Origin of the sequence: Robbsia sp. KACC 23696, assembly GCF_039852015.1 — a bacterium.
Classification (GTDB): Bacteria; Pseudomonadota; Gammaproteobacteria; order Burkholderiales; family Burkholderiaceae; genus Robbsia.
The window spans coordinates 116285-141562 of sequence record NZ_CP156628.1 but is presented as its reverse complement, the minus strand read 5'-3'; the positions used below and the strand labels follow the sequence as shown (position 1 = coordinate 141562).

20 protein-coding genes and 1 riboswitch are annotated in these 25278 nt (G+C 62.8%); of the genes, 7 read left to right on the top strand and 13 right to left on the bottom strand.

The features are described from left to right. Positions 1-3 precede the first annotated feature (3 nt). Positions 4-1086 carry a PRC-barrel domain-containing protein gene (locus ABEG21_RS22020; protein ID WP_347558696.1) on the bottom strand — a complete coding sequence of 361 codons (1083 nt, stop codon included), beginning with the start codon at positions 1084-1086 and terminating at the stop codon, positions 4-6. A gap of 428 nt (positions 1087-1514) precedes the next feature. On the opposite strand from ABEG21_RS22020, the gene waaC reads away from it, so the two are divergent. Together waaC and ABEG21_RS22010 are read left to right on the top strand one after the other, a co-directional pair. Then, the gene (waaC, locus tag ABEG21_RS22015) at positions 1515-2615 is read left to right on the top strand and encodes a lipopolysaccharide heptosyltransferase I (protein WP_347558695.1); all 1101 of its coding nucleotides are present in this window, start codon (positions 1515-1517) and stop codon (positions 2613-2615) included. 410 nt (positions 2616-3025) lie between these two features. After that, positions 3026-4081 carry a porin gene (locus tag ABEG21_RS22010; RefSeq protein WP_347559061.1) on the top strand — a complete coding sequence of 352 codons (1056 nt, stop codon included), beginning with the start codon at positions 3026-3028 and terminating at the stop codon, positions 4079-4081. A gap of 21 nt (positions 4082-4102) precedes the next feature. On the opposite strand, the gene ABEG21_RS22005 is transcribed toward ABEG21_RS22010, so the two are convergent. From ABEG21_RS22005 to ABEG21_RS21965, 9 genes are all read right to left on the bottom strand, one after another. Continuing rightward, the gene (locus tag ABEG21_RS22005) at positions 4103-5053 is read right to left on the bottom strand and encodes a diguanylate cyclase (protein WP_347559060.1); all 951 of its coding nucleotides are present in this window, start codon (positions 5051-5053) and stop codon (positions 4103-4105) included. A 319-nt stretch (positions 5054-5372) separates the two neighbouring features. Continuing rightward, complete coding sequence (gene cheB, locus ABEG21_RS22000; protein ID WP_347558694.1) at positions 5373-6377, bottom strand: chemotaxis-specific protein-glutamate methyltransferase CheB; 1005 nt, start codon at positions 6375-6377, stop codon at positions 5373-5375. Beyond that, positions 6374-9259: a hybrid sensor histidine kinase/response regulator gene (locus tag ABEG21_RS21995; protein WP_347558693.1), complete on the bottom strand. Its 2886-nt coding sequence runs from the start codon at positions 9257-9259 to the stop codon at positions 6374-6376. Before ABEG21_RS21995 ends, cheB begins: the two co-directional genes overlap by 4 nt. Next, on the bottom strand, positions 9256-10008 hold the full coding sequence (locus ABEG21_RS21990; protein ID WP_347558692.1) for a chemotaxis protein CheW: 753 nt from the start codon (positions 10006-10008) through the stop codon (positions 9256-9258). The genes ABEG21_RS21995 and ABEG21_RS21990 overlap by 4 nt, the downstream gene beginning before the upstream one ends. Positions 10009-10021: 13 nt before the next feature. Continuing rightward, positions 10022-11752 carry a protein-glutamate O-methyltransferase CheR gene (locus tag ABEG21_RS21985; protein ID WP_347558691.1) on the bottom strand — a complete coding sequence of 577 codons (1731 nt, stop codon included), beginning with the start codon at positions 11750-11752 and terminating at the stop codon, positions 10022-10024. A 64-nt stretch (positions 11753-11816) separates the two neighbouring features. Further along, a complete protein-coding gene (locus ABEG21_RS21980) occupies positions 11817-12278 on the bottom strand; it encodes a chemotaxis protein CheW (RefSeq protein WP_347558690.1) in 462 nt (153 codons plus the stop codon). Beyond that, positions 12278-13915 (bottom strand): methyl-accepting chemotaxis protein, encoded by a 1638-nt coding sequence (locus ABEG21_RS21975; protein ID WP_347558689.1) that lies wholly within the window; start codon positions 13913-13915, stop codon positions 12278-12280. The genes ABEG21_RS21980 and ABEG21_RS21975 overlap by 1 nt, the downstream gene beginning before the upstream one ends. A gap of 166 nt (positions 13916-14081) precedes the next feature. Continuing rightward, positions 14082-15080 carry a hopanoid-associated sugar epimerase gene (gene hpnA, locus ABEG21_RS21970; protein WP_347558688.1) on the bottom strand — a complete coding sequence of 333 codons (999 nt, stop codon included), beginning with the start codon at positions 15078-15080 and terminating at the stop codon, positions 14082-14084. A gap of 69 nt (positions 15081-15149) precedes the next feature. Continuing rightward, on the bottom strand, positions 15150-15770 hold the full coding sequence (locus tag ABEG21_RS21965; protein WP_347558687.1) for a Fur family transcriptional regulator: 621 nt from the start codon (positions 15768-15770) through the stop codon (positions 15150-15152). Positions 15771-16024: 254 nt separating this feature from the next. Between ABEG21_RS21965 and ABEG21_RS21960 the strand changes: the two genes are divergently transcribed. Next, positions 16025-17248 (top strand): MFS transporter, encoded by a 1224-nt coding sequence (locus ABEG21_RS21960; protein ID WP_347558686.1) that lies wholly within the window; start codon positions 16025-16027, stop codon positions 17246-17248. A gap of 5 nt (positions 17249-17253) precedes the next feature. On the opposite strand, the gene ABEG21_RS21955 is transcribed toward ABEG21_RS21960, so the two are convergent. Beyond that, positions 17254-17799 carry a 6,7-dimethyl-8-ribityllumazine synthase gene (locus tag ABEG21_RS21955; protein WP_347558685.1) on the bottom strand — a complete coding sequence of 182 codons (546 nt, stop codon included), beginning with the start codon at positions 17797-17799 and terminating at the stop codon, positions 17254-17256. Positions 17800-17933: 134 nt separating this feature from the next. Continuing rightward, a riboswitch (FMN riboswitch) is annotated at positions 17934-18139 on the bottom strand. Between the two features lie 327 nt (positions 18140-18466). Between ABEG21_RS21955 and ABEG21_RS21950 the strand changes: the two genes are divergently transcribed. The 4 genes from ABEG21_RS21950 to ABEG21_RS21935 all read left to right on the top strand — a co-directional run bounded on the left by ABEG21_RS21950 (position 18467) and on the right by ABEG21_RS21935 (position 23425). Further along, positions 18467-19225 carry an aldolase/citrate lyase family protein gene (locus ABEG21_RS21950; protein WP_347558684.1) on the top strand — a complete coding sequence of 253 codons (759 nt, stop codon included), beginning with the start codon at positions 18467-18469 and terminating at the stop codon, positions 19223-19225. A gap of 249 nt (positions 19226-19474) precedes the next feature. Further along, on the top strand, positions 19475-20998 hold the full coding sequence (locus ABEG21_RS21945) for a hypothetical protein (RefSeq protein ID WP_347558683.1): 1524 nt from the start codon (positions 19475-19477) through the stop codon (positions 20996-20998). A 275-nt stretch (positions 20999-21273) separates the two neighbouring features. After that, entirely contained in the window at positions 21274-22320 is a 1047-nt protein-coding gene (locus tag ABEG21_RS21940) for a hypothetical protein (RefSeq protein WP_347558682.1), read from the top strand. Positions 22321-22477: 157 nt separating this feature from the next. Then, complete coding sequence (locus tag ABEG21_RS21935) at positions 22478-23425, top strand: aldo/keto reductase (RefSeq protein WP_347558681.1); 948 nt, start codon at positions 22478-22480, stop codon at positions 23423-23425. On the opposite strand, the gene ABEG21_RS21930 is transcribed toward ABEG21_RS21935, so the two are convergent. Then, positions 23419-24378, bottom strand: a complete 960-nt coding sequence (locus tag ABEG21_RS21930) for a MurR/RpiR family transcriptional regulator (RefSeq protein ID WP_347558680.1) — start codon at positions 24376-24378, stop codon at positions 23419-23421. The genes ABEG21_RS21935 and ABEG21_RS21930 overlap by 7 nt on opposite strands. 69 nt (positions 24379-24447) lie before the next feature. Beyond that, the gene (locus ABEG21_RS21925; RefSeq protein ID WP_347558679.1) at positions 24448-25218 is read right to left on the bottom strand and encodes a hypothetical protein; all 771 of its coding nucleotides are present in this window, start codon (positions 25216-25218) and stop codon (positions 24448-24450) included. Positions 25219-25278: the final 60 nt, after the last annotated feature.

Genomic DNA, 25278 nt, shown 5'->3' with positions numbered 1-25278 from the left:
CGATCACTGCTTCGCGGGACCGGAGGCTGGGGGCTGTCCCCCGGCCGCGGTCTTCGCTGTGGCACCGGCGCCGCTCGTCGACTTGTCGTCGCTGTCGGCCACATCGGTCACGGGGGGAGGCGATACCAGACGAATCGGCTTGCCGGCGATAAACTCGGGCGATGCCTCGATCTGTTTTTCGTCCAGCTCCGTTTCCAGTCGCGGCGCCTTCGGATCGCCGCGCAGATGCATGGCGCTCCACGCCGCGGCGATCAAGTGCTTATCGTGGATCAGCGAATCGCTGATATTCAACACCACGCCTTGCGGCTTGCCGGCGGCGTCCAGCAGGACATCGACGACATGGCCGACTTCTTGCCCCTTGGCGGTCCGCGCGGTGGCGTCGATCAAATTCATCATGCCGGCCGGTGCCGCGGGACTGCCCCCTGAGCCCGGGCTCGAGGCGGTCGGCTCGACCTTGTCCGACGTCAACGTGAACGGCGGTTGGCCATGCGGCGCGGGATTGAAACGCACCATCGACCAGGCGAGCCGCACTTTACGGTCACCCACGCCCATGAAGCCGACCAGATTGACGACCACCGCTTGCATCGAGCCGTTTATCCCGGCCACCGCATCGACGGCGCGGCCGATGACGTTGCCGTTCGAGCGCTGCACCTCGGCATCGAGCATGCCGCGCATCGTCCCGGCCGGCACCTCCTGAATCGCGACGACGAGCGGCGCCTTTGGCGGGGCCGTGGGAGCGGGCGGCGGCGGTGTTTCCTTGCGCGGCGGCGCGAGCTTGCGCACCGGGCGGGGCACGGGCTTGCGCACCGGACGCGGTGCGGCCGTTCGCATCGGATTCGGCTCCAATGCGACGGGCGCTGGCAAAACGGGCGCCTGCGGCTCGTCATCCGGATCCGCCGGCAAGATATGCGCATCGATGATGGGCGCCGGTACGCGGTCCGTCATCGCGCTGCAGGCGCTCAGCAGCGCGAACGCCAGCAAACAGCTCGCCGTTCGCCAGCCGGCTGCGAAAGCGGCAGATAGCGTCAGCCACAATGAACAACCGATCAAGCGGGCGAACTCAAACGACTGGCGGCACGTCCTCATGAGCGGGCTGCATTCCTCTTTCAGGCTGACGACGGGCGCCATAAATTATTACGGATGATGTCGGGAGCCAATACGCCCCAATCGGCCGCATGATAGCAATACGCCGGCCGACAATCGGAAAACGCGACCGATGACGAGAAATTCTCGATGATGCGCGCCCCAAAAGCACCGCATCATCGATCCGATGCCACTTATAGTAAGTCATTCTCGTCGAAATCGTCGAGATCCGAGCCTGCAGCACGGCGTCGCGGGGCATGCACCACCGCCTCGCCGCTCGCGCTGCAGGCCGCATACCTAAAAAGACAAGGAAGCCGCGCGAGACATTTGCATACGCAAAAGATACGCAATTGCGTGTAAAGTCTGCCTTTTGAATCGACAAGACAGATCTTCGTGACGAGTCTCAGCCTACGCGGAACCCCAGCCTACCGATGAAGCGCATTCTGATTGTCAAGATCACGTCCCTCGGCGACGTCGTGATGGCCCAACCGGTCGTCGCCGATATTCGCCGCGCCTACCCGGATGCGATCATCGATTGGGCCAGCGACGAAGCCTTCTCCGAGATTCCGCAATGGAACGCCGACGTGGACACAGTCCATCGCGCGCCGTTGCGGCTGATCAAGAAACAGCGGAATCTGAACGGCGTCCGGCAGGTGCTGGAGGCGATTTCGGCGATGCGGACGCACCGCTACGACGCGGTCATCGATATTCACGGCGCCTACAAGAGCGCGATCGTCGCCTTCCTTGCGCGGTCCAAGCACCGCTATGGCTATCCGAACAAGGCGCTGGGTGAACGCGGTGCTGCTTTTGCCTATCGAAGCCGGATGTCGTATTCGAAAGGGTGCAGCGCCGTGCAGATGATGCGCGAAGCGGCAGGCAGCGCCTTGGGCTACACCGTCGAGGGTCCGCCCCGCTTCGGGCTGCAGCCGCCGACGCTGGACGCCGCGCGATTGCAGGCGTGCCGGCTGCCCCCGCGAACCGCGCTGTTGTTGCACGGTGCCTCGAAGCCGGAAAAATGCTGGCCGCTCGAATCATGGACCGCCGTCGGGCAGGCCTTGTGTTCGATGGGCCTGACGTGCGTGCTTCCCTGGCATTCGGACGAGGAGCATGCGCGCGCGCACGCGCTCGCCGTGACGATCCCCGGCGCGCGCGTCTTGCCCAAGATGCCATTGGCCGAATGCGCGCAAGCCATCCACTCCGCCAGCCTGGTCATTGGCGTCGATACCGGGCTGACGCATCTGGCCTACGCGCTCGAACGCCCGACCATCGCGATTTTCGCCGCGACATCCCGTAGGCACTTCGGCTTCGAGGCCCCGGGACGCGCCTACTCGGTTGGCGAGGAAGGTCGCGTGCCGGATGTCAACGAAGTACTGGACGCCGTCCAGAAACTGCTGCGCGGCAGCGCGCCACAGCCGCCCAACGCCGACGTCACCGACGTCGCCGACGTCGGCGAGACGGCGCGACCGATAAGCGGTGCGGCGCAAACGGCAAGCGACCCAGCCGGCTCCCGCCTCTCCATTCAACCGGCTTAATCCATCACGGTCGTCGCCGCGCCAGACATACGCGCGACGACCGTTCTCGCGCTTCACGCCTTCCTTCCCCTGCTTCGCCCTGCCCTATCGCGCGAACGCGGCCGCCTCGATACGCAACATTCCGGTTTATTCGCATAACGAAACGATTTATCGCGCTCCCCGTGTGCGAACACGAGATCGAACTCTATAGTTGCGACGCGAAACGATCGCCGCGCTGGTACACGCCTTCCTGGACAAGACATCGACGATGCATCCAGACCGTACCGGCGACGCACTCAGGAGGAGACCCATCAATGAGCGATGTCATCACATCAACCGGCTTCACGTCACCGCGCGCGGCCGCTCGCCCGCATCCCCCACACACGAAGGGAGCGCACCTAGCAGGGGGCATCGTCGGCGCCCTGCTTGCCATGGCGATCGGCAACACGTCGGCACACGCCGACGCCCGGCTGACCCTCTACGGCCGCATGGACAATGGCATCGAGTACTTGCACGGCGTGACCGATGCCGACGGCAAGCGCGCCGACCGGTGGCGCGGACAAAGCGGCGACTGGGGCACCGGTATGTTGGGCGTACGGGGCGCGGAAGCGCTTGGCGGCGGGATCACGGCGCTGTTTCACCTCGAACAGGGCTTGAACACGATGACGGGTACCGTAGGCGGCAATGGCGGCTTCAACCGCTGGGCGCTTGTCGGACTCGCGCATCCGACGTGGGGCACCATGTCCGCGGGACGCATGCTGTGGCTCTCGAACGGCGTCTGGGACTTCGACCCCTTCGTGCAGCAGATCTGGTCTAGCGCTTCCCTCGTACGCGGCCGCAATTGGCCGCAGACAAGCAACAACCTGCGGTATCAGTCCCCGCGTATTGCCGGCTTCGACGTCACGGCGCAGATGGCACTCGGCAATCAGACCGGCTTCAATTTAGGCGCGCCCGGTGAATATGGCCGCTCCAGCGCCGTGCAGGTCACCTACACACGGCCGCAATTCCAACTACGCGCGATCTATGACGATCTACGCGATTCGAATGGCCGTTTCTCGGACTTGTATGGATTTTCGAGGGAATGGACCGGTGCGATCAATGTATTTGCCGGCCGCTTCAAGATTCAGGCGGCCTGGACGCATATGTGGGCCAGCGACACGCGTGGTGGCGGCGCGCCGACGCGAGGCGATCATCGCTGGCTCGGCCTGACGTATCAATTCTCGCCGAATCTGGCGACGACGATCGGGGGCTTTCATATGCAAGCCAACGGGGACCCGGCCAGGGGCGGCGGCCGTGCCACGATGCTGGAAGCCGGCACGACCTACAACCTGTCCAAACGCACCATGCTTTACGCAACGGTCGCCCATGTCCGCAATAGCGCGGGGGCGCGCTTCGGCTTGACACCGGATCCGATCACATCGGCAAACAATCCGCTGCCAGGCGGTAAGCAAACCGGCGCCTATGCCGGCGTCAACCACAGCTTTTGATAAGACGCGGCAAACCGCACGTCAGGTGCGTACGCGGTTGCGTCCATCCCGCTTGGCCCGGTAGAGCGCGGCATCCGCCGCCTCGATCAGCATCGTCGGCGGCTGTCCTTCCTCCGGCTCGATAATGGCGACGCCGACGCTGACGGTCACGCACTGGGCCGTCGACGATCCGCTGTGCTCGACACCAAGCTTTTCGATCAACAGTCTTGCCTTTTCAGCCATCATCCGCATGCCGACCGGCGTCGTGCCCGGCAGAATCACCGCGAACTCCTCACCGCCGAAGCGGGCCGGCAGGTCGGCCGCCCCCGCTCCCACCTGGGTCAGCACGTTTGCCACGCGCTTCAATACGTCGTCGCCGGCGACGTGGCCGTAGGTATCGTTATACGATTTGAAATGGTCGACGTCGATCATCAACATGCCGATCGCACGCCGTTCACGCACTGCGCGCTTCCACTCCGCGCCCAGGTATTCATCGAAATATCGCCGGTTCGACAAGCCGGTGAGTCCGTCCGAATGCGTCAGCCGCTGGAGCTCGAGATTGGTCTCCAGCAGTTGCTGCTGACTCTGCCGCAACGCCCGGTAGGCTTCGTCACGTTGCTGCAGATTCATGTAAGAGCGCGAGTGATAGCGGATCCGGGCGATCAGTTCGATCGCATCCGGCAACTTCACCAGATAATCGTTCGCGCCCGCGGCAAACGCGGCGCTCTTGATCTGCGGCTCTTCCTTCGTCGACAGCACGATGATCGGGATCTCGCGCGTCTCGCGCCGCGAACGGTAACGCTGCACCAAAGTCAGCCCGTCGATACCCGGCATCACCAGATCCTGAAGGATCACCGTCGCACGCGTGTCGATAACGGCCCGCAACGCCTGCTCCGGATCCGTGCAGTAATGGAAATCGATGTCCGGTGCCGATGCCAGCGCCCGCTTCACCGCCTCGGCAACGATCGGCTGATCGTCGATCAGCATCACCATCGCATGGCCGGACTTGTCTTCCAGCTTGGCCTGCGCGGGGGCACGCGCCGACGACTCCTCGCTCGCGTGCGACACCGCATCGGCGGGGTGCGCGGAGGACGCGTCGGCCACGGGCGCGCCTGACGGCGCCCCCCCGTGGGGACCTGGCGCACCGAAGGAAGCGCTGGCTGGGGTTGCCGCCTGACCGGCTGACCCGGCCGGGGTCGAATGAATACGATCGTCCATATGATTATGCAGGGAAGCATCTTCGCCGAAGCGAGCATTGCGATGCGGAGTGGCCGGTTGGCTGTCGCGGGGCGGCGTCATCGCATCATCCATCTCAAAAATGCGACGCGACTGCGCCCGCAATCTGCCCGAGCGGCAGCACATCCACTGCCGCATTGGCCTCGGCTGCTGCCTTCGGCATACCGTAAACAGCACTGCTTGTCTTATCTTGAGCCACGGTGTAGAACCCACGGTCACGCATTGCTTTCAGGCCGATGGCGCCGTCTCGGCCCATGCCGCTGAGGACCACCCCGACGGCCTTGCCTTTCCAGACCAAGGCGACATCCCCCATAAACGCATCCACCGAGGGACGGTAAAAGCTTTGCACCGGTTCCGCACTGTAGCGCAACACCCCCTCCGCGTCGAGTCGCAGATGGTCGTTGGTCCCCGCCAGCAGCGCGACACCGGGCTGCGGTTTCTCGCCGTCGCGCGCGATCCGCACGGGCATGACTGCCTGCTGCGCAAGCCATTCGGCCATGCCGATCGCAAACGCCGCATCGACATGTTGCACCAACACCACTGGTGGCGCGAAGCCTGCGGGCAGGTGCGACAGGAGTTCCGCGAGCGCCGCCGGCCCCCCCGCGGAAGCCCCCACCGCGAGGAGGGGACCGTGCGTGCCGACCTGCGATCGGGCCGCGGCCAGCGCGGGCGCGCGATCCAATCGCGTCTGCTGCTGTTGGGCTATTCGTTCCAGACGGTTATGCAGCACGGCCGCCGTCTTCGCCAATTCATTGCCCGCGAACGAGGGGGTATCGACGGCATCGAGGGCGCCATGCCCCATCGCTTGATAGACGAGCGGCACATGCGCGCCGATGTCGCTGGTCACGATCAGGATCGGGCAAGGCGACGCCCGCATGATCTGGCGCGTCGCCTCGACGCCGTCCATGATCGGCATCAGCAAGTCCATCAGCACGGCGTCCGGACGATCGACTGCGCAGAGTTCGACGGCCTCCGCACCGTTGCGCGCAACCCACGCTATTTCATAGCCTGGGCGCAGGGCGAGCGCGCGACGTAGCACCGTTATCGCGAGGTCGAGATCGTTGACGATGCCGATTTTCATGCAGAAGCGTCTCCTATCAGGTCACGCACAGCGTCTAAAAGCGCCGCATCGTGGAAACTGCTCTTGGCCAGATAATGGTCGGCACCGGCGTCGAGGCCGCGTTGCCGGTCCGCCGCCCGGTCCTTGTACGACACGATCATCACCGGCAACGTGCGGAACTCCGGATCGCGACGGATCATCGTTACCAATTCGATACCATCCACGCGCGGCATATCGACGTCGGTCACGACCATATCGAAGCGACTCGACATCAACGCATTCCAGCCCTCCATGCCATCGACGGCGACGCTGACGTCATAGCCGCCGTTCGTCAACAGCTTGCGCTGCAGTTCGCGCACCGTCAACGAATCGTCGACCACCAGCACGCGCTTGCGGGGCGCACGCGACGCGTCGGCACTGGCTCGCGTCACCACATCGACCCGCGCTGCCGACGCAAGTCGCGCCATCGACCGCATCACGTCGGCGACATCGATGATCAACACCGGGGCGCCGTCGTCCATCAGGCTCGCGGCGGCGATGTCGGTGATCTTGCCGAGTCGCGGGTCGATCGGTTGAATCACCAGCATGCGCTCTTCGCGGAATTTGTCGACGACCAGGGCATAGCGCTCATCGTCGCTGCCGAGAACCACCACTTGCATGCTGCCGTCGCCGGCCGGTGGCGGCGCACATCGCAATACCTGCGACGCCAGCACCAAGGCAACCGATTTTCCGTCCAAGGTGAAATGCGGGCGCCCCTCCACCGTGTCCACCACCTCGGCTTCCACACGAAGGGCACGCACGATATGGGCCAGCGGAAACGCATAGGGCTCGCCACCGATCTCGGCCACCAGGCAACGCATCACCGACAGCGTCAACGGCAGTTGCAATTGGAAGCGTGTACCGACGCCTGCCGTCTGCGTGATGCGCATATTGCCTCGCACCTGCCGGACCGTTGTCTGCACCACATCCAGGCCGACGCCGCGACCGGACACGTCACTCACCGTTTCGCGCATGCTGAAACCCGGCAGCATCAGGAACTCAAGCAGCTCCGCTTCCGAGAGACGCGGCGCGACCGTCGGATTGACCAATCCGCGTCGCACTACCCGTTCGCGAACCGCGTCGATGTCGACACCGCCGCCGTCATCGACGATGTCGATGACGAGCGTCCCGGCCACGTGTCGCGCATCGATTCGAATCTCGCCTTCCTCCGACTTGCCGGCACGCGAACGGATTGCCGGGGACTCGATCCCATGATCGACGGCGTTGCGCAGCAAGTGTCCGAGCGGCGCATCGAGCAGCGCCAGGATGTCCCGGTCGACCGGCACCGTTTCCCCGACGATCGTCAATTTGACCTGCTTGCCGAGGCTGCGCGCCACCTCTCGAACCATCCGCGCATACCCGCCGGTGATATCGGCGAAAGGGCGCATCCGCGACGCGAGGGCCGCTTCGTAGAGCTGGTTCGACAGGCCGTGATGGCGCTGCTCGACTTGCTCGATGACACCGACCCGGCCCGCGGTCTCCTCCACGAGACTGTCGACGAGGCGAGCGGTTTCCTCGAACGACGCCATCGCGACTTCATCGACACGCGCATCGATCAGGCGATTGCGCAACGACTGCATCGACAGCACCGTTTCGCGTTGGCGCTGCATCAAGCTGAGCATGCTCGCGATCAAGGGGCGGAAGGTGCGTGCCTCCACCACCGCCTGCCCGGACAAAGCAAGCAGCCGGTCCAGATTGCGCGCCGCGACGCGCAGCGTGCGCTCTCCCGACGGCGGCTGGGCAGCGACCGTCGCGGTTGCCGCCGCCGGTGGCGCGACCGCTACCACGGCTGGTGCTGGTGCTGGTGCTGGTGCTGGTGCTGGTGCTGGTGCTGGTGCTGGTGCTGCCGGTGTCGGTGTCGGTGTCGGCAATGTCGCCGATGCCCCCGGCTCGACGTCGCGCTCGCCCGTCGTCACATCGGCACGCGCGGCCTCGGCCTCGACATCGTCCTGCCGCGCCGCCGGTTGAGCGACATGCCCGCGCTGTTCATTCGCGACCGCCATTGCCGGCTCGGAGCGCATCGCGAGGGCCTGCGCGAGGTCTGCCTCGTCCTCCTCGGCGCCCTCGCCCTCGACAGGCGCCTCCTCGGGTTGCTGCACCGCGCCGAACAAGCCTTCGAACGCGGCGTCGGCGAGCGACGCATCCGCGTGCGGGACATCCTGATCCGCGTCGTTCGAATCGCGTTCGGCGTTCGATTCCGCCGGGACGGATGCCAGCGCCTCGGCGTCCGCGCCGTCGGTTTCCGATCGCGGCGATTCAGACTCAGTCGACGCCACATCGGAATCGGCGGCCGCATCCCACGCCGACGCCGACGGCTGTGCCGCCGCATCGTCCGACGCGCGCGGAAAATCGAACGCCGGAAAGGGCGGCGCGGTATCGGGAAACGCGCCTGATCCGGTATCGTGGTCGTCATCGAGGCGGATCGGCCCATCGTGCTGCGGCGCAGTCGGCAGTGCCGTGGCGGTGCCAGGATGCTCTCCCGCGCACACCTGTTCGAGGGCGACGATCACTTCGGCCATCGTCGCCGGTGCCGCGGCCCCTTCACCCGCGAGCGCGATATCACGGAGCAAATCGACACCGCGCAATAGCAGATCGATATCGGTCGGCTCGAGCCGGATGTCCTGTCGCTGCGCCTGAACGAAACACTCTTCCATCACGTGCGCAATGGCAACGCCCGGGGCAACGCCGACGATGCGCGCCGCACCCTTCAGCGAGTGCGCGGCGCGCATGCAGGATTCCAACGTGGATGCGTCGTCCGGTGTCCGCTCGAGTGTGATCAGCCCGTTCCCGAGGAGTGCCGCTTGCGCCTCGGTTTCCTGGGCGAATAGCCCGAATAGCGACAGATCGCCGTAATCGTCGCTCATCCGAGGCTCCGTCTCAGGGTTTCGAATAATTTTTCGCCATCCAGCACACCCAGCGTTCCCTCGCGCCAGTCGGCAATCGCCCGCGTGTGCGAGGCACTGGCATGCGAGAGCGTGGCCGGGACCGGGCGGTAGCGATCGCGCCTGAAGCGTACGATGCCATGGACTTCGTCGACCGGGAAGACGGTATGCGGTTCATCGCTACGGTCCTGACCCACGAGGAAGCGCCGCAGCGCGTGTTGCGTGCGCGGCCCGGAAGCGCCGGCGGGCGCCGCATCGGCGTCGGCACCGTTTTCCTGTAAATCGAGCAGTCGCGCCAGGGACACGCAGACGGTCAACTGCCCGCGAATATTCACCAGCCCGATCACAGCCTTGCTGCGCAATCGGGGGAGCGAGTGAACGGGTCCAGTCTCGGCGATCTGCGCGACATGCCGCGCGGGCAAGCCGAGCCATTCGGTGCCGATTCGCACCACCAGTAACGGTTCCCCGGTCGTCTGTACCGATTCGGCGCCCCGCTGCAGCGACGCGATATCGAGGCCCCCGACGTCGATACTGCCGCCTAGCGCCCCGTCATCGTCGCCCGCCGTCCGCGCGATGCGGTCGAGCAGATCGGCCGCGCTGCGCGCATAGACCTCGCAATTGCGACAATGAATGTGTTTGACCAGTTTTTCGCAGGACTGATCGCCATGAATGCCGATACGATTCCAGCAATCGTCGACCGGTGGCACGGGAATGGACAAGGTTTCGATCATTGATCAGCTTCGATCAGAAAAGGTCAGGGTGAGCACGTCGAGCGCGGGCCATCAGACGCTGCGCCCCCGCATCGTCGCCTTCCATTGCGAGATGCTCGGCAAATTGCACAAGCGCGCCAGCGTGGTTGGCTTCCATATACAGGGCGCGCCGAAAATGTTCGCGCGCATCGGCACTACGGCCGCCAGCATCCGCCAGCACGCCCATCAGGCAATACACATCGGCCGTGGCCGCGCCTCGGGCCACGATCGCCTGACATTGCCGCATCGCCTCGGCAATCGCGCCCAGATTCGCCAATCGCTCGGCCTCGGCATAGGCCGCCGCTTCGGTCTCCCGCTTCGATGGGGCATCATGCGCATCGGACAGATGCCCGCGCGACCTCGCCGCACGCAAGCCGATGCCGCCCGCGCCGCCGTCGGCGGTCGGCGCGCGCTGCGGCTGGCCGAATGCGGCATTGGCGACGGTAGCAGCCCGCGCCGGCGCGGGCGTCGATGCAGCACTCCGCCCGCCGGCGAACGCCGCGCCCTGCGGCAACGATCCCGGCAACGATGCGGCGCCGGAAGCACCGATCGGCCGCCCCGCTTGGCCGGACCGCGCGGCAGCCGACGACGCCGCACCGGCGACAAACGGCTGGGTGATCGGCGCGATCGACCGCGGTGCGGTTGCCGGCGATCCCGCACGCGACACCGACACGGAAGCCGCGCTCCCCATCGGCGCGCTCGCGCGATAGGCGACGGGCGCATCGGCCGCCGGCTTATCGCGGTGGAAGGCAAACGCCAAAGGCGCCGGCGCGGCAGTCAGGCCCGCGCGGCTCACCAATGCCGCCTCGGCGGGACCGACCAGCAGGAAGCCGCCAGGACGCAATGCCTGTCGCAGTTTCTCGATAACGGCGGCCTGCGTCGGCCGATCAAAATAGATCAGCACATTGCGGCAAAAGATGAAATCGTAGACGCCGCCCTGAGCCGTAGCGGCACCGATATACGTGTCCGCGACCAGATTCACCTGTCGAAACGAGACGCCAGCGCGCACATCGCCATTGATGTTCCACACGGATTCCCGGATAGGCGAACCCTTTACCGGCTGACTCTGTGCGGTGAAGAAGCGGTCGCGCAAGGTATCCGGACAGCCGCGAAACGCATTGGGGCGATATATGCCCGCTTCCGCCTGGGCCAAGGCCACGGCACTGATATCCATCGCATCGATCAGAAACGCGCTCGGCGGAAATCCGTCCTGCAACAAGGTCATCGAGATCGAATAGGGCTCTTCCCCGGTCGAGCACGGCACCGACGCAATACGCAAAGGCGTGGGCGCCCGCCCTGCCGAGATGTCGCTTCGGCCGTAGTAATGCTGGCGCGCTTGCGCCGTGAGAAAGTCGAACGATTCGCGATGTCGGAAGAACCACGTCTCGGGCACGACGGCAGCCTCGATCAGCCATTGCCGCTCTTCCGCATCCTGTTCGACACGGGAGGGGTAGGCCCACGCATCGTCGATCACGCGCTGCGCGATCAGGTCCTGGATACGCTCCCCCACTGCCCGCTCGACGCTGCGCGCACCCACCAGATCGATCTCGAGCCCCGACAGCCGTCGCAGGGCCGCCGCGATATGGGCGGCCAAGCCGGCCGGCAGACCATTGTGGGGGGGAACGGCCGACGCGCCACCGCTACCGGCATCGGTGCCGGCGGGGCCGAGCAAGCGCCTCGCAGAGCCGGCACGGACGGCGGCTGGCCGAGGCACGCTAGCGATCATTGCGTTCTCCTTGCATCGAGGAAGCAGCCTGGGACAGGGTTCACTCAGGCGTTTTCCGGGACGGTCACTGCGCGAAAAGGCGCTCGCGCACCCACGTAGGGAGCAGGTCCCGTACCACCACACGTTGAATCACGCGGCCGTCCTGATGCTGCAGCACCGGGCCCAGATAAGGCGCCTCGGGCGTCGCGAGCCCCGGATCGACAAAATCGGCCTCGTCCGCCGACAACGTGGACGTGGCTTGCTCGATGATCACGCCGAGTCGCGGCTCGGACAGCGCCGCGGTCGCACCTTCCGTATAGCGCAGCAAGGCCATCCGGGTCGACATCACCGCACGTGCCGGCCGATTGACCGCCAGCGCGCACAAATCGATCACGGGAAAGGAGCCGTGCGCGTCGCTTGCCAAGCCGGAAACCCAGGGCGGCGTGGATGGCAAGGCTTTCACCACCGGAACCGGGCGCACCACGAGAACGTCCGCGGTACTCAAAGCGTACCTGTCCGCGCCGAGCGAGAAAATCAGATACAGCATCAGGCCTGCAACCGGAAGCGGGTCACGCCGGTACGCAGTTGATTCGCGACCAGCGTCAGGCCATCGATCGCCTGCGTCGACTGCTGCAAGGATTCCACCGTCTGCTGCGCGGCTTCGGTCAACTGGGACAAGGCTTGGGTGATCTGCTCGGCGCCGCCGGCCTGATGTTGCATGCCTTCATTGACCACCTGGAAACGGGGTGCCAACGCCTGGACCTGCGCGATGATCTGCGACAACTGACCGCTGGCCTGCTGCACCTCGATGATGCCGCGCCGTACTTCCTCGGCAAACTTGTCCATCCCCATCACGCCGGCCGACACCGCCGACTGGATTTCCTTGACCATCTGTTCGATGTCGTACGTTGCGACGGCGGTCTGGTCCGCAAGGCGCCGAATCTCCGTCGCCACCACCCCGAAGCCACGACCGTATTCGCCGGCTTTTTCGGCTTCGATCGCCGCGTTCAACGACAACAGATTGGTCTGGTCGGCCACCTTGGTGATCGTCGATACCACCTGATTGATCTTGCCCGCCTTCTCGTTCAGGATCGCCAGCTTTGCATTGACCGAACCGGCAGCTTCCATGACGTGCTGCATCGTCTCGCCCATCCGCGTCAGACCTTCATGACCGGTGTCGGCAAGCATTGCCGTCTGTTCGGCCACGGTGGACACTTCGCTCATCGTCCGCACGAGGTCGGTGGACGTGGCGAGCATCGTCCGCGTGGTCGCGCCGATTTCAGCCGTGGTCGCGGCAGTCTCGGTCGCCGTCGCCTGCTGCTCTTTCGACGTGGCGGCAATTTCAGCCACCGACGTCGTCACCTGCACCGACGACTGCTGCGCTTGCCCGACCAGCCCCGTCAACTCCTCGATCAGGCGATTGAAGCCCACTTCGAGCATGGCGAACTCATCTCGGCGACGCAGATCGAGGCGCCCGGTCAGGTCGCCGGTGCGCATCACATCGAGTGCTTCGACAATTTCGCGCATCGGGCGCGTGATCGCGCGGAACAACAGATAACCGAAGAGAATGGCACACGCCAACGCGACACCCAGCGTGATCGCCATGGCCCTCTGCGCATCCTGAACGGACTGCCGGATGGCCTGCGTGGCGTCGTCGGTGCTGTTCTTGTTGATGTCGACGATCTTGCGCAAGGACACGCGACCTTGATCCCACGTCGGTGTCAGTTGCGTCGCGAATGCGGCGTCGGCGGCCTCGTGCGAGACATCGCGCGCGGCCAGCACCGCATCGACCGACTTCGAGTAACGCGCTGCCGCCTCGCGGAACACGATTGCCTCGCGCTGTTCGACTGTGGAATGGACGGTGCGGCTGTACTGTTCCATCAAGCTAGCCAACGACTTGCGTGACTCGTCGAGACGCTTGCGATCGTTTGCCACCTGCTCATCCGTGCTGTCCACATAGACCAGGCGCAGGTTCGTCAAATAGACTTCCCCCCAGGTGGCCCGCAAAGATGTTGCGTCGAACAAGCCGGGAACGCCGTCGTTCTGGACGCGGTCCGCCTCCTTGTCGATCAGAAGCAAACGATTGTAAGACACGCCTGCCATCACGATCATCAGAACGAAGATGACGCCGAGGCTGAAAATGATTCGCTGACGAATCGATCCCTTGACCATATTTCCCCACATTGACCGAAGATCCTTGTGGGGCCGAGTGTATCGGTTTTTTTTAACAGGTCAAAGAAGAAGGGGTAGATCAGGCAGTTTCGACAGGGAAGACCCTCGTTGCCGAATAGGCTGTCGTAATGACGCCACTCCGTGCGAGCAGCGTGCGTCAGCGCTATGCAAAAACATATTAACGCAGATAGCCCGCGTCCTTGAACCAGGCGATGGCATCGACCAGGGCGTCACGATAGGGACGCGCGGTATAGCCGAGTTCGGCCTGCGCCTTGGCGCTGCTGAAGAACATCATGTAGCGCGACATATTCAAGCCGTCCACCGTCACGAAGGGCTCCCGCTTCGTGACCTTGGCCAGCGCCTCTGCGGCGGCGGCCAATGGATACAACGGCCAGCGCGGCAATTGCATCATCGGCGGCTTGCCACCGGTAATGCCGGCGATGGTCTGGAGCAAGGTGCCCAGTTGCACATCGTCGCCGCCGAGGATGTAATGCTCCCCGATCCGCCCTTTGTGCAATGCCAGTAGATGCCCTGCTGCCACGTCGTCGACATGGACGAAGTTCAAGCCGGTGTCGACATAACCCGGCATCTTGCCGGCAGCGGCCTGCACGACCAGCCGGCCGGTAGGCGTCGGCTTGATATCGCGTGGGCCGATCGGCGTGGACGGATGCACGATCACCGCCGGGAGTCCGCGCGCGGCGATCATCTGCTCGACGACGCGTTCGGCCGCCACCTTGCTGCGCTTGTACGCACCAATGGCTTCGTGCTCGTCGACACGTGCGGTCTCGTCCACCGGGGCGGTGGCGCCCTTGACGCGCAAGGTCGCGACACTGCTGGTATAGACGATCTTCTCGACGCCGGCTGCCAGCGCCGCCTCCATCACCGTCCGCGTCCCCTCCACATTGGTCCGCACGATCTCGTTCGGGTCGGGTGCCCACAAGCGATAATCGGCCGCGACATGAAACACGTAGCGCACGCCGACCAACGCCCGACGCATGGCGGCCGCATCCCGCATATCGGCTTCCACGACATCGAAGCCATTACCGTCGATATTGCCGCGCGGGCTCGTACGACGGACGGTGACGCGAACGCGGAAACCGGCACGCTGCGCATGATGCGCAACGGCAGCACCGACGAACCCGGAGGCTCCGGTGACGAGTACTGTGTCTTGATTCATTCAGCTGCTGATAACGGGATACCCAAATCGGGCTCCTCGGGGGTGGGGGTGCGGTAGAACCGGGCGAAACTAGGCAGCGCTACGCCCTTTCGTTCCGGCCTCGCGTTGCTGACAGTCCGGACAAATGCCTTTTAGTTCGGCGGCATCGCTCGCCAATTTATAGCCGGACAGCTTGATTCGCTCGAACAGCACACGCTCGATCTCGGGCTCGTGCATCTCCTGCACCGCGCCGCATTGCTGGCACACCAACAGCATGCCGTGATGACAATGGGTGAGGTCGTGGCACGCGGCAAACGCATTGATCGATTCGACCCGATGTACCAGGCCGACCGACAACAGGAAGTCCAACGCGCGATAGACGGTGGGCGGCGCGGAGCCGCTGTGTACCTTGCGCATCTCATCGAGCAAGGTATAAGCCTTGGTCGCCCGCCCGGACGACAGCAGGAGGCCCAAGACCTTGCGCCGGATGGGCGTCAAACGCTCGCCACGCCGCTGGCAAAACGCCTCGGCGGTAGCAAGTTCGGCCTCGACGGCCTCATCGCTCAAGCCGGGAGCGCCCGCATCGTGGTGAGGGTGAGCATGGTCATGGCCATGATCGGTCGCCGGGCCGCCCTCGGCGGTCGGCGTAGCACCGGCAAGAACGGTATCGGCGGGGGAATCGCTCACGACGGCATGAAGATGATTTGACATGCCTCGATTCTACACCGTCTGAATGGGCAGCCCCCGAAGCCGCCGATAGCCCCGTGCGGTGCCCTGCCTATTCCGATGATTAAGCGCGACGCAATCCATTGGAACCGGGTCCGTCGCGGCTGCCCCCGACGACGGCCTCCCCCCGAAAGACAGTTGAAAGTTGCTCTGGCTATGATGTTGCGCGGAGACTTTGACAGCGTCGAGCAACCTGTCACGACGCGGCGTCAATAATGTAAAAAAGGAGAAGCCGCTTCATGAATGAAAAATGGACCTCTGTCCAGCGCAATGTCGTCATTGCCGCTGTGGGGAGTTGGACGCTCGACGCGTTCGACTTCTTCCTGCTGACTTTTTTATTGAGCGATCTGGCGAAGGCTTTCAGCGTCGATATCAGCAAGGTCACCTTCTCGATCCTGTTGACGCTGGCGGTTCGCCCGATCGGCGCATTTATTTTCGGCCGCGCAGCGGAGAAATGGGGCCGCCGACCGGTGCTGATGGTGAACATCGTGATCTTCTCGATCATGGAGCTGGCATCGGGACTGGCACCGTCACTCGAGGCCTTTCTGGTGTTACGGGTGCTGTACGGTATCGCGATGGGCGGCATCTGGGGCGTGGCCTCCTCGCTTGCCATGGAAACCGTGCCAGCGCGCTCGCGCGGCCTGGTTTCGGGCATGTTCCAGGCCGGCTATCCCGGTGGCTATCTGATCGCCTCGATCGTCTATGGCCTGTTCGCCTGGCTGGGTTGGCGCGATCTGTTCTTTATCGGCACGCTGCCGTTCCTGATGGTTTTCTTCATCTGGTTCAAAGTACCGGAATCCCCGGTGTGGATCGCCGCGCGGGAGCAGAAGGTGCGAACCGCGCTGCTGCCGGTGATCGGTCGCGAATGGAAGCTCTGCCTCTACGCCGTCTTGCTGATGGGCTGCTTCAATTTCTTCAGCCATGGCACGCAGGACATGTATCCGACCTTCCTGAAGGTCCAGCATCACTTCGATCCGCATACGGTAGCAATCATTGCCGTCGTCTATAACATCGCCGCCATCTGTGGCGGACTGGTGTTCGGATCGCTTTCCGAGAAAATCGGACGCCGACGCGCCATCATTATCGCGGCGTTGCTGTCGCTGCCGGTGTTGCCGCTCTGGGCATTCTCGTCGGGCAGCCTGGCAATCGGCGCGGGCGCCTTCCTGATGCAATTCATGGTACAGGGCGCCTGGGGCGTTATCCCCGCCTATCTGAACGAACTCGCGCCCGAGGGCACGCGTGCCGTGCTGCCGGGCTTCGTCTATCAGTTGGGGAATTTCATCGCGTCGGTCAACGGACCGTTGCAGGCGGGATTTGCCGAACGGCACGGCAACAACTATGGCTTGGCGATGGCCATGGTTGCCGGCGTGGTGGCAGTACTGATCTCGATCTTTATCTACTTCGGCCGCGACACCCAGGGGCAGCTTTTTGTTCCCAAGGACGCCACGACCAACACGCACTGATCGCGTCAGGCGGCAACGGCCTCGTTCGCGGCGTGTGCGCTAGAGGCCGACCCGGCCGCGGGCAAGCGGCTCAACGCCGTTACCGTCGCGGTGCAGGCATGCGCCGCTTCGGCGCCCTTCGTCACGAAGTGCGTCCGGAAATACTCGGTGTGCGCTTCTTCGTGGAAATGATGCGGCGTCAGCGACACCGAGAACACCGGCACGTTCGTGTCCAATTGCACGCGCATCAAGCCGTCGACGACCGCTGCCGCCACGAAATCATGGCGATAGATGCCGCCGTCGACGACAAGCGCCGCGCACACGATGCCATCGTAGCGCCCGCTTTCCGCCAGGCGCTTCGCGTGCAAGGGCAATTCGAAAGCGCCCGGTACGGCAAAGTAGTCGATCGTGTCTTCGGCATGGCCGAGTTGGGCCATCTCCGCGGCAAATCCGATGCGCGCCTGATCGACGATCGCTTTGTGCCAGCTCGCCTGGACGAAAGCGAAGCGCGGACGGTGCGCGGTGCCGGACGTGTCGTGGGCACCTGCGGACAAAACTGAAATTGATGACATGGTCGGTTCCTGTTCGATTAAGAAACAGGGCGATCGGCCGGTTCCGGCGCCAGACACCTTGACTGGCGACCTTACGTCTTGCAGGTAAAGCGCCTCGCACGTACATGCGTCAGGTGGCCCAGCGCGCCGTAAACCGCTTCTCTCTTTCATCCGGACTATACCGTCGGCCCCGGATTCACACCGGATCTGCTGACCCTGACAGCATCGCCGTCAGGCGCTCGCGGGCTTTGATGGACAGTGTGACCGGACGGCCTCGGCTTGCGCCTGCTGCCGTCCCTCGCTCACGCCTGTTCCATCCATCACCGCCGGTGGGGAATTTCACCCCGCCCCGAGAGCACTTCGAGAAGTGCGAACCGCAAAGTAGCATGAATTGTCTACGCATGCAGTATTCCTGCCTCGTCAACTTATAACGATTGCATCGATGCATCGCAGCAGAAATGCGTTAGTCCACCAATTCGGCCGCCCGCGGCCACGCGCGCCCCGTCGGATAGCCGGAAATGCGTGACCATCGGAGCCAAATGCACCATTTGCAACACATTTAATAAAACGCATAAAATGGTGCATATCAACGCGCGCACCGATTGAGGAGATGCCTCGGAGGCGGGATGCCCCTTGGATCCCGTGCGTCGCATTTGTGGCAATCGATCAATAACAAGGAGACAACATCATGCGTCCAAACCGCATTCGTCAAAAGTGGGCCGCGGGCGAACCGGTCATCAATGGCTGGCTCGCCATTCCGCATTCGTTGTCCGCCGAAACGATGGCGCACCAGGGTTGGGACAGTGTCACGATCGATATGCAGCACGGGCTGGTCGATTATGAAGGCGCGCTGAGCTTGCTGACGGCAATCTCGACGACCGACGCCGTGCCGCTGGTGCGCGCCGGCTGGCTCGACGAGGGCATGCTGATGAAAGTGTTGGACGCCGGGGCCTACGGCATCATCTGCCCGATGATCGAAACCGCGACCGAGGCCGAACGCTTTGTCCGCGCGACGCGCTACCCGCCGCGCGGTAATCGGAGTTACGGGCCGATCCGCGGTTTGCTTTATGGCGGCGCCGATTATGCGCAACATGCCGACGAAACGCTGGTCCGGTTTGCAATGATCGAAACGCGGGCGGCCATCGACAACGTCGATGCCATCCTGGCCGTCGATGGCGTCGATGCGGTGTATATCGGGCCAGCGGATCTTTCCCTCGCGCTGGGCGAGTCACCGAAATTTGACCAGGAAGCGCCCGTGGTGCTGGAAGCCATCGACCATATCCTGGCGCGGGCACGCGCCGCCGGCAAGCCGGCGGGAATCCACAACGGCACGGCGGCCTACGCGAAGCGAATGATCGACAAGGGATTTCAATTCGTGACCATCGGGTCGGATGCGCGCTTTATTGCGGCAGCCGCCGCGCAAGCATTGGCGACGGTGCGCGGTTAAAGATTTCAGCAAGGCTTCGCATCCCTTAACGCCATCTCGCATGCTCGATTGAGCCAGTCTCATCTTGGCCGATATAGTTGACCGCAGAAGTCTGTCGAATCATTCGACGGACCGCGCAATCGCGCGCGCACGCCTACTCGAGCGCGTGAACAGCATCGGATATGCCATTACAGCATCGTCCGTAGCATGCTATTGCGCAATCAACTGGGGCAATCCCAAGGCCAAGCGATGCAAGCAGCAAACAATCCCATGACGTTCAGCCAATTTGTCGAACTGCTTCCGATGGCATTCGGCGAAGAGGATGTCCTCACCATACAGCCAGACGCCTTATCTGCAATCAACACCTTGGGGCGCACCACCTACACGACCCGCAGCGGCTTCGCCGTAACGGTGGAAAAGAGCCTGCCTGAAGAACGATGCGCCGTACGGCTGCGGGCCAATATCGCCTTCGTGCATCCGCAAAAAACGGACGCGATGGAATTAAGTCCAATGCTGACTTATCTTCAATACGCGATCGCGACGAGCAAGTTATCGATTGCAAAAGACGCGCAGGTCCTGGAACGGCAAGTATCGCTTTTCGACCTCACGCCGAGCCGCGTGGAAACCGAGGTCGCACGCTTCTGCAAGAACTGTTTTTGCGCATTGACGATGCTGGAGTACAGCCCCTGTCCGGTCGGTGCCAAGGATAAAATGCGGCGCGTGGTGATGCCCGCCATAAACGCGCCGAACCGGGTTCCCGATTGGGCGAATCTGTCGTCGATGCCGTCGTCTCTCACGCAGAAGCCAGAATCCGCACACGGCCCCGCACAGCCTATCGACGGCAACCGGGTCGGGTTCGCGAACCGCGCTGAAAACGCAGAACTGATGCTGTTTCCCTTGTCCGCAAAATCGCATCAGCTCTCGCATCTCCACCAATCAGACAATCACCACGGGGCGTTGGAAGCGGTACAGGATTGGACGACGTTGCTCAGGAAGACCTCTTATTTCCTGGGTGACACGCCGGCAAACATCTCGCACGTGCAGGTCTTTTACGATGTGGAAGCAACCCGCGGCTTCTGGTACCGGATGTCTAACGGTGCCGAACTCTACTTCCTGGCCAATCCCATTAACGATGGGGATGGCGATGTCTCAATTGCCGCGCGAATAAAAACGCTCGATATGAATCCGGCGGGCGCTACGCAGATGACGAGTTTTGTCAGCGCGTATAACCGTTCGCCGTATGTCGGGACATTGTCCTTCGACACCGATTCGACGTTGACGTTATGGCGCGCCATGAATCTGCAATCGTCGCAGCCCGGCGAAGTCAAACGATCGATGCAAGAATTTGCAGCCGCCGTCCGGGACATCGACGAGAAAGTGACTGCGATGACCCACTACATCAAAGTCCCGTTCTGCCCCTATATCGGCGTGCGCCCGCTGTCGAAGCCACAAAAAATGCATCGGATGAATGAACCATCTTTTAGGGAGAGTCTGTTGACCACCCTACAAGACTTTGGGGTCGACGGAAAATTCGCCGGCTTGGACCTCGACGCAATTCGGTCTATCGATATCAAGTCGATCAGCGCAGCGGCATTGCGGGATATCTGCCTGCAACGTCTGACCCGTTTCAATTATCACTGGGCCCTCGACATAGCGACGCGTACGTACAAGGTTGCGCTGTCCGCACGGAACGCGACCCCGACCATCAACAACATGTCTCAATCGATAGGGCAGACAGAAACCGGAGGCCTGCCATCCGCGCAGGCGGAGGATAGGGACTTTGCGTCGATATAGGACGGCATGACCGCGACCAGCAGCGCTGCCGACAAGGCCATGCCCTTCCCGCGATCTCGCTGAATCCCCTAATCCGCGTCGCTTGTCCGTTGAAAAGACCACTTCGCATCCTGCAACGCCAGCTCGCAGGATCGATTTAACCAGTCTCATAGTCCTCGATATAGTCGGTCGCAGAAGTCCGTCGAACGATTCGACGGATCGTGTGCACATTGGGACCACAACCGCGGGTACCAGTACGTGCAGTAGCGTAACTGGGGCAACCCCGAGGCCGAGCGATGGAAGCAAACAACCGCATGACGTTTAGCCAGTTTGTCGAGTTGCTACCCATGGCATTCGGTGAAGAAACCGGTGTGCCCATAGAGCGCGAGACCCTCACGGCTATAGACCAGTTGGGTCGCGCCAGTTATACGACGCGCAGCGGTTTTGCCATGACCGTCGAAAAGGGTTTTCCTGAAGAACGTTGTACGGTGCGCCTGCGCACCAATATTGCGTTCGTCTATCCAGTGACGATGGACGGCATCCGACTCACCTCGATGCTTACGTATTTGCAGTACGCCATATCGACGAGCAAGATATCGATTACCAACAACGCGGAAATCCTGGAAAGACAGGTATCGCTTTTCGATCTGACCCCGGAACGCGTCGAGAGCGAAATCGCGAAGTTCTGCAAGAACTGCTTTTGCGCACTGACCATGTTGGAACATAGCGTCTGTCCTATCGGTCATCAGGAAAAGATACGACGTATGGTGATGCCTGCCAAAGGCGTTCCGAATCCGTCGCCTGAATGGGCACAGCTGCCGGCATCGGAGTCGTCGCTCTGGAAGAAAAGCGATATCGAACTGGGCCAGATTCGTATCATAAAAGGGAAAGATCTTGATCTGATCGGGTCAGAAAAAACCAGCGAATCACAACTGTTCCCGCCATCCGCCAAATCGAATCAGCTCTCTCATCTCCGTCGGTGTAACGATGACACCGGACCGCACGACCATGTAAGGCATTGGCGCGCCTTCCTTCAAGGAAAGCCTGTTGACCTCGTTAAGGGACTTTGGGGAAGACGGGAAATTCGCCGGACTAGACCGCGACGCGATACAGTCCATCGATATCAAGTCATTGGACGCCCCTACATTACGAGACATCTGCCTGGCCCGTTTGACACGGTTCAACTATCGCCTGGACTTCAAGCCCGGGGTAGGAGGCTATCCGGTCTTTACGTCATGGAAAATGACGCCGATTACGAATGCGACGTCCGACCTCGGTATGCAATAGGAAAAGCGGTGATAAACCGAAAAGGCGACATAACGCCATCTATGCAGACCACCTAAAGCCACTCGAATCGGCCTTCACGCACGCCACGCGCACGCTTGCTTTCAAAAAACATGTGAATTTGAAAGATCCCCGCGAATCTGCAGAAAATACCGCTGTCTGCTACGCTTCTCTATCGGTACCTTTCCCTCTACCCGTTATGGAGAAATACGCGACATGGCACTTCGTTCATTGGGGCAATCCGATATCCAGGTCTCTTCCATCGTCCTCGGCGGGAATGTATTCGGCTGGACGATCGACGAAGCGACGTCGTTTTCCATTCTGGATGCGCTAGCGGATACGGGCATCAACTTCATCGATACCGCGGATATGTATTCGCAGTGGAAGCCGGGCAACGAAGGCGGCGAGTCCGAGACGATCCTCGGCAAGTGGTTCAAGAAGTCTGGCAAGCGTTCGCAATTCGTATTGGCGACGAAGGTCGGCATCGCGGACAAACGCCCCGGTCTATCGCGCACCAATATCCTGAAAGCGATCGATGACTCCCTGCAACGTCTGCAGACGGATTATGTCGACCTCTACTTCTCGCATCGCGATTTGCCCGACAGCGCGCCGTTGGAGGAAACGCTGGCCGCCTACGACACCTTGATCAAAGCCGGCAAGGTGCGTCTGATCGGTGCATCGAACTACTCGGGCGCACGCTTGCACGAAGCGGCGACCATCAGCGCGCGTGATGGCTTGCCGGCCTATACCGTCGTGCAACCGGAATACAATTTGTACGATCGCGCGGCCTACGAGCGCGAAGTCGAACCGGCGGTGAAGGATCTGAAACTGGGCGTGGTCAACTACTACGCGCTAGCAAGCGGCTTCTTGACGGGCAAGTACCGGACGATGGCCGACGTGAAAAACGGCAAGCGCGGGGACAAAGTGGGCACGTATATGAACGAACGCGGCCTGAAGATTCTGAAGGCGCTCGACGAGGTCGCCGCCGCGCATGGCAAGCCGCTGTCCAGCGTTGCGCTGGCGTGGCAGATTGCACGGCCCAGCATCACCGCACCGATCGCCAGTGCCACGTCGCTGACACAGCTGCAGTCGCTCGCCGACGCGATGCATCTTACGCTGACGCCGGATCAGATCGCCGCGATCGACAAAGCCAGCGCTTACTGAGTCGAACGCGGGGCCCGGCCGTCGAGATCGAGCGACAGTCGCGCGGCCATCGCCATCACCAGTGACTGCGCCGCGCACATCGGCGCGGCCAGCGATGCCGCAAAGTTGTGCTCGCCCGCCGGCACGATCAAACTGGTCACGGCGTGCTTCGTAAGTGGCGACAATGTGCTGTCGGTGATGGCGATGACCGGCACCTTGTGGCGCGCACGTTCCTCGACCAAATCCACCACTTCTCTTGCGTAGAATCGGAAACTGACCGCGATGAGCACGTCCTCGGGACCGCTCAGTTGGGCAATCTCCGGCGCCAGTCCACCGCCGACGCTGACCAGATGCACCGGTCTACGCAAATGCAGCATCGCATAGTGCAGATAGGCCGCGACCGGAAACGCCCGCAGTTGTCCCGCGATATAAATCGTGCGGGCCTGCGCGAGCGTATCCGCCGCTATCGCCAAACTGGCTTCCGAAACCGATTGCGCCAAGTCACGGATCGCTGCCATGTCGTGCGCGGCAAGGTCGTGTACCACGCGCTGCAACGGGCCGGCATCGTTTGCGTCACGCGGGCGTCCGGCGCGCGATACGCGCGTCGGTCGGGCGCGATCGCCCGTCCCTGCAAGCGGTGACGCGTCGGCAGGCGACATGGCCTGCAAGCCTGTGCGCATGTCCATCCGCAGTGCATCCATGCGCTCGGCCTGACCCGGCGCCTCGGCAACGAGCCGGGACTGGAACACGCGCTGCATCTCGGAGAAGCCGGCATAACCGAATCCCTGCGCAAACCGTACGAGGTTCGACGATTGCACCCCGATCACTGCGGCGAGGGTTTTCGACGACGACAGCGCGATGTCGTTTGGATTCTGGATGACGAAACGGGCAATGTCCTGCGCCCGTCTACCTAAGGAATCGTGCCGCGCCGTGATGACCTCGATCAGACGTTCATAACTATCTGGCCCGGCCACACCGCCCTCCTTCTTCCGGACGACGACAACCCATCACACGGGTCCGACTTGGCCCTGCCGCCCACTGCTTCATGGATTTTCCGGGCCCTTTGCGCCCTTGGCCGCCCATCCGTCCTTACCGAGCACCATCGTCGTGCTCAAACGCGCATCGTCGGCACCAGTCAAGGTGTTTTGCAAGGCGGGGAATGCCGCACCCAGCGCCGGCGTCTTGGCCCAATCCGCTACGTGACTCACCTTATAGGTGTAATGCACGACCGCTTCCTTGCGCCCGTCCACCGTGGTCGGGCCATCCCAATCAATGACCTTGTCCACTTCGATCTTGCCATAGCACAGGTCGCTGCGCTCCACCTCGTGTTTGCCGGTAGCCTGCACTTCGTCACCGACGATCTTGCGCGTCGCATCACGGCCGGCGGTCGTCAGCGTATAACGGCGTACGAGCGCGCGGCGGCCCGTCAGATGTTGGTCGCTATAGGCCATGCCACCCGTCAGCACATCCACCGAGCTGACCAAGCCAGCGCGCTGCAATGCAGCCATCTGCGCCGCCGGACCCGCCGGCGTACTCGCCTGCGCCTTCAGCGCCGCTTCGTCGATATCCGCGGGGAAGCGCCCGACGTTCAGGCAGAGGTCGCCATCGACGTCGAGGTAATGGTTCAGCGCAGTCGCAAAATTGCCGGTGGACGCGTCCTGCTTGCTGCTACAGCCCGCCAAAGCGCCGAGTCCGGCCAGCACGCTCACTGCGCCCCATCGACGCCATGCATCGGCGCGGCGTCGATGGCGAGCCATGCCGAGGTCATTCCGTGCCGAAGACAGATCCTGCTGTAACTGGCTCGCTGCTCTCATGCAATACATCCTCTGTATGACCGTTATCGACAGATAGTGTAAAGGATGCCGCCCGTTACG

Coding starts and splice junctions, on each gene's coding strand:
- ABEG21_RS22020 (WP_347558696.1), bottom strand. CDS start 1,086: ATGAGGACGTGCCGCCAGTCGTTTGAGTTCGCCCGCTTGATCGGTTGT.
- waaC (WP_347558695.1), top strand. CDS start 1,515: ATGAAGCGCATTCTGATTGTCAAGATCACGTCCCTCGGCGACGTCGTG.
- ABEG21_RS22010 (WP_347559061.1), top strand. CDS start 3,026: ATGGCGATCGGCAACACGTCGGCACACGCCGACGCCCGGCTGACCCTC.
- ABEG21_RS22005 (WP_347559060.1), bottom strand. CDS start 5,053: ATGGTGATGCTGATCGACGATCAGCCGATCGTTGCCGAGGCGGTGAAG.
- cheB (WP_347558694.1), bottom strand. CDS start 6,377: ATGAAAATCGGCATCGTCAACGATCTCGACCTCGCGATAACGGTGCTA.
- ABEG21_RS21995 (WP_347558693.1), bottom strand. CDS start 9,259: ATGAGCGACGATTACGGCGATCTGTCGCTATTCGGGCTATTCGCCCAG.
- ABEG21_RS21990 (WP_347558692.1), bottom strand. CDS start 10,008: ATGATCGAAACCTTGTCCATTCCCGTGCCACCGGTCGACGATTGCTGG.
- ABEG21_RS21985 (WP_347558691.1), bottom strand. CDS start 11,752: ATGATCGCTAGCGTGCCTCGGCCAGCCGCCGTCCGTGCCGGCTCTGCG.
- ABEG21_RS21980 (WP_347558690.1), bottom strand. CDS start 12,278: ATGCTGTATCTGATTTTCTCGCTCGGCGCGGACAGGTACGCTTTGAGT.
- ABEG21_RS21975 (WP_347558689.1), bottom strand. CDS start 13,915: ATGTGGGGAAATATGGTCAAGGGATCGATTCGTCAGCGAATCATTTTC.
- hpnA (WP_347558688.1), bottom strand. CDS start 15,080: ATGAATCAAGACACAGTACTCGTCACCGGAGCCTCCGGGTTCGTCGGT.
- ABEG21_RS21965 (WP_347558687.1), bottom strand. CDS start 15,770: ATGTCAAATCATCTTCATGCCGTCGTGAGCGATTCCCCCGCCGATACC.
- ABEG21_RS21960 (WP_347558686.1), top strand. CDS start 16,025: ATGAATGAAAAATGGACCTCTGTCCAGCGCAATGTCGTCATTGCCGCT.
- ABEG21_RS21955 (WP_347558685.1), bottom strand. CDS start 17,799: ATGTCATCAATTTCAGTTTTGTCCGCAGGTGCCCACGACACGTCCGGC.
- ABEG21_RS21950 (WP_347558684.1), top strand. CDS start 18,467: ATGCGTCCAAACCGCATTCGTCAAAAGTGGGCCGCGGGCGAACCGGTC.
- ABEG21_RS21945 (WP_347558683.1), top strand. CDS start 19,475: ATGACGTTCAGCCAATTTGTCGAACTGCTTCCGATGGCATTCGGCGAA.
- ABEG21_RS21940 (WP_347558682.1), top strand. CDS start 21,274: ATGGAAGCAAACAACCGCATGACGTTTAGCCAGTTTGTCGAGTTGCTA.
- ABEG21_RS21935 (WP_347558681.1), top strand. CDS start 22,478: ATGGCACTTCGTTCATTGGGGCAATCCGATATCCAGGTCTCTTCCATC.
- ABEG21_RS21925 (WP_347558679.1), bottom strand. CDS start 25,218: ATGAGAGCAGCGAGCCAGTTACAGCAGGATCTGTCTTCGGCACGGAAT.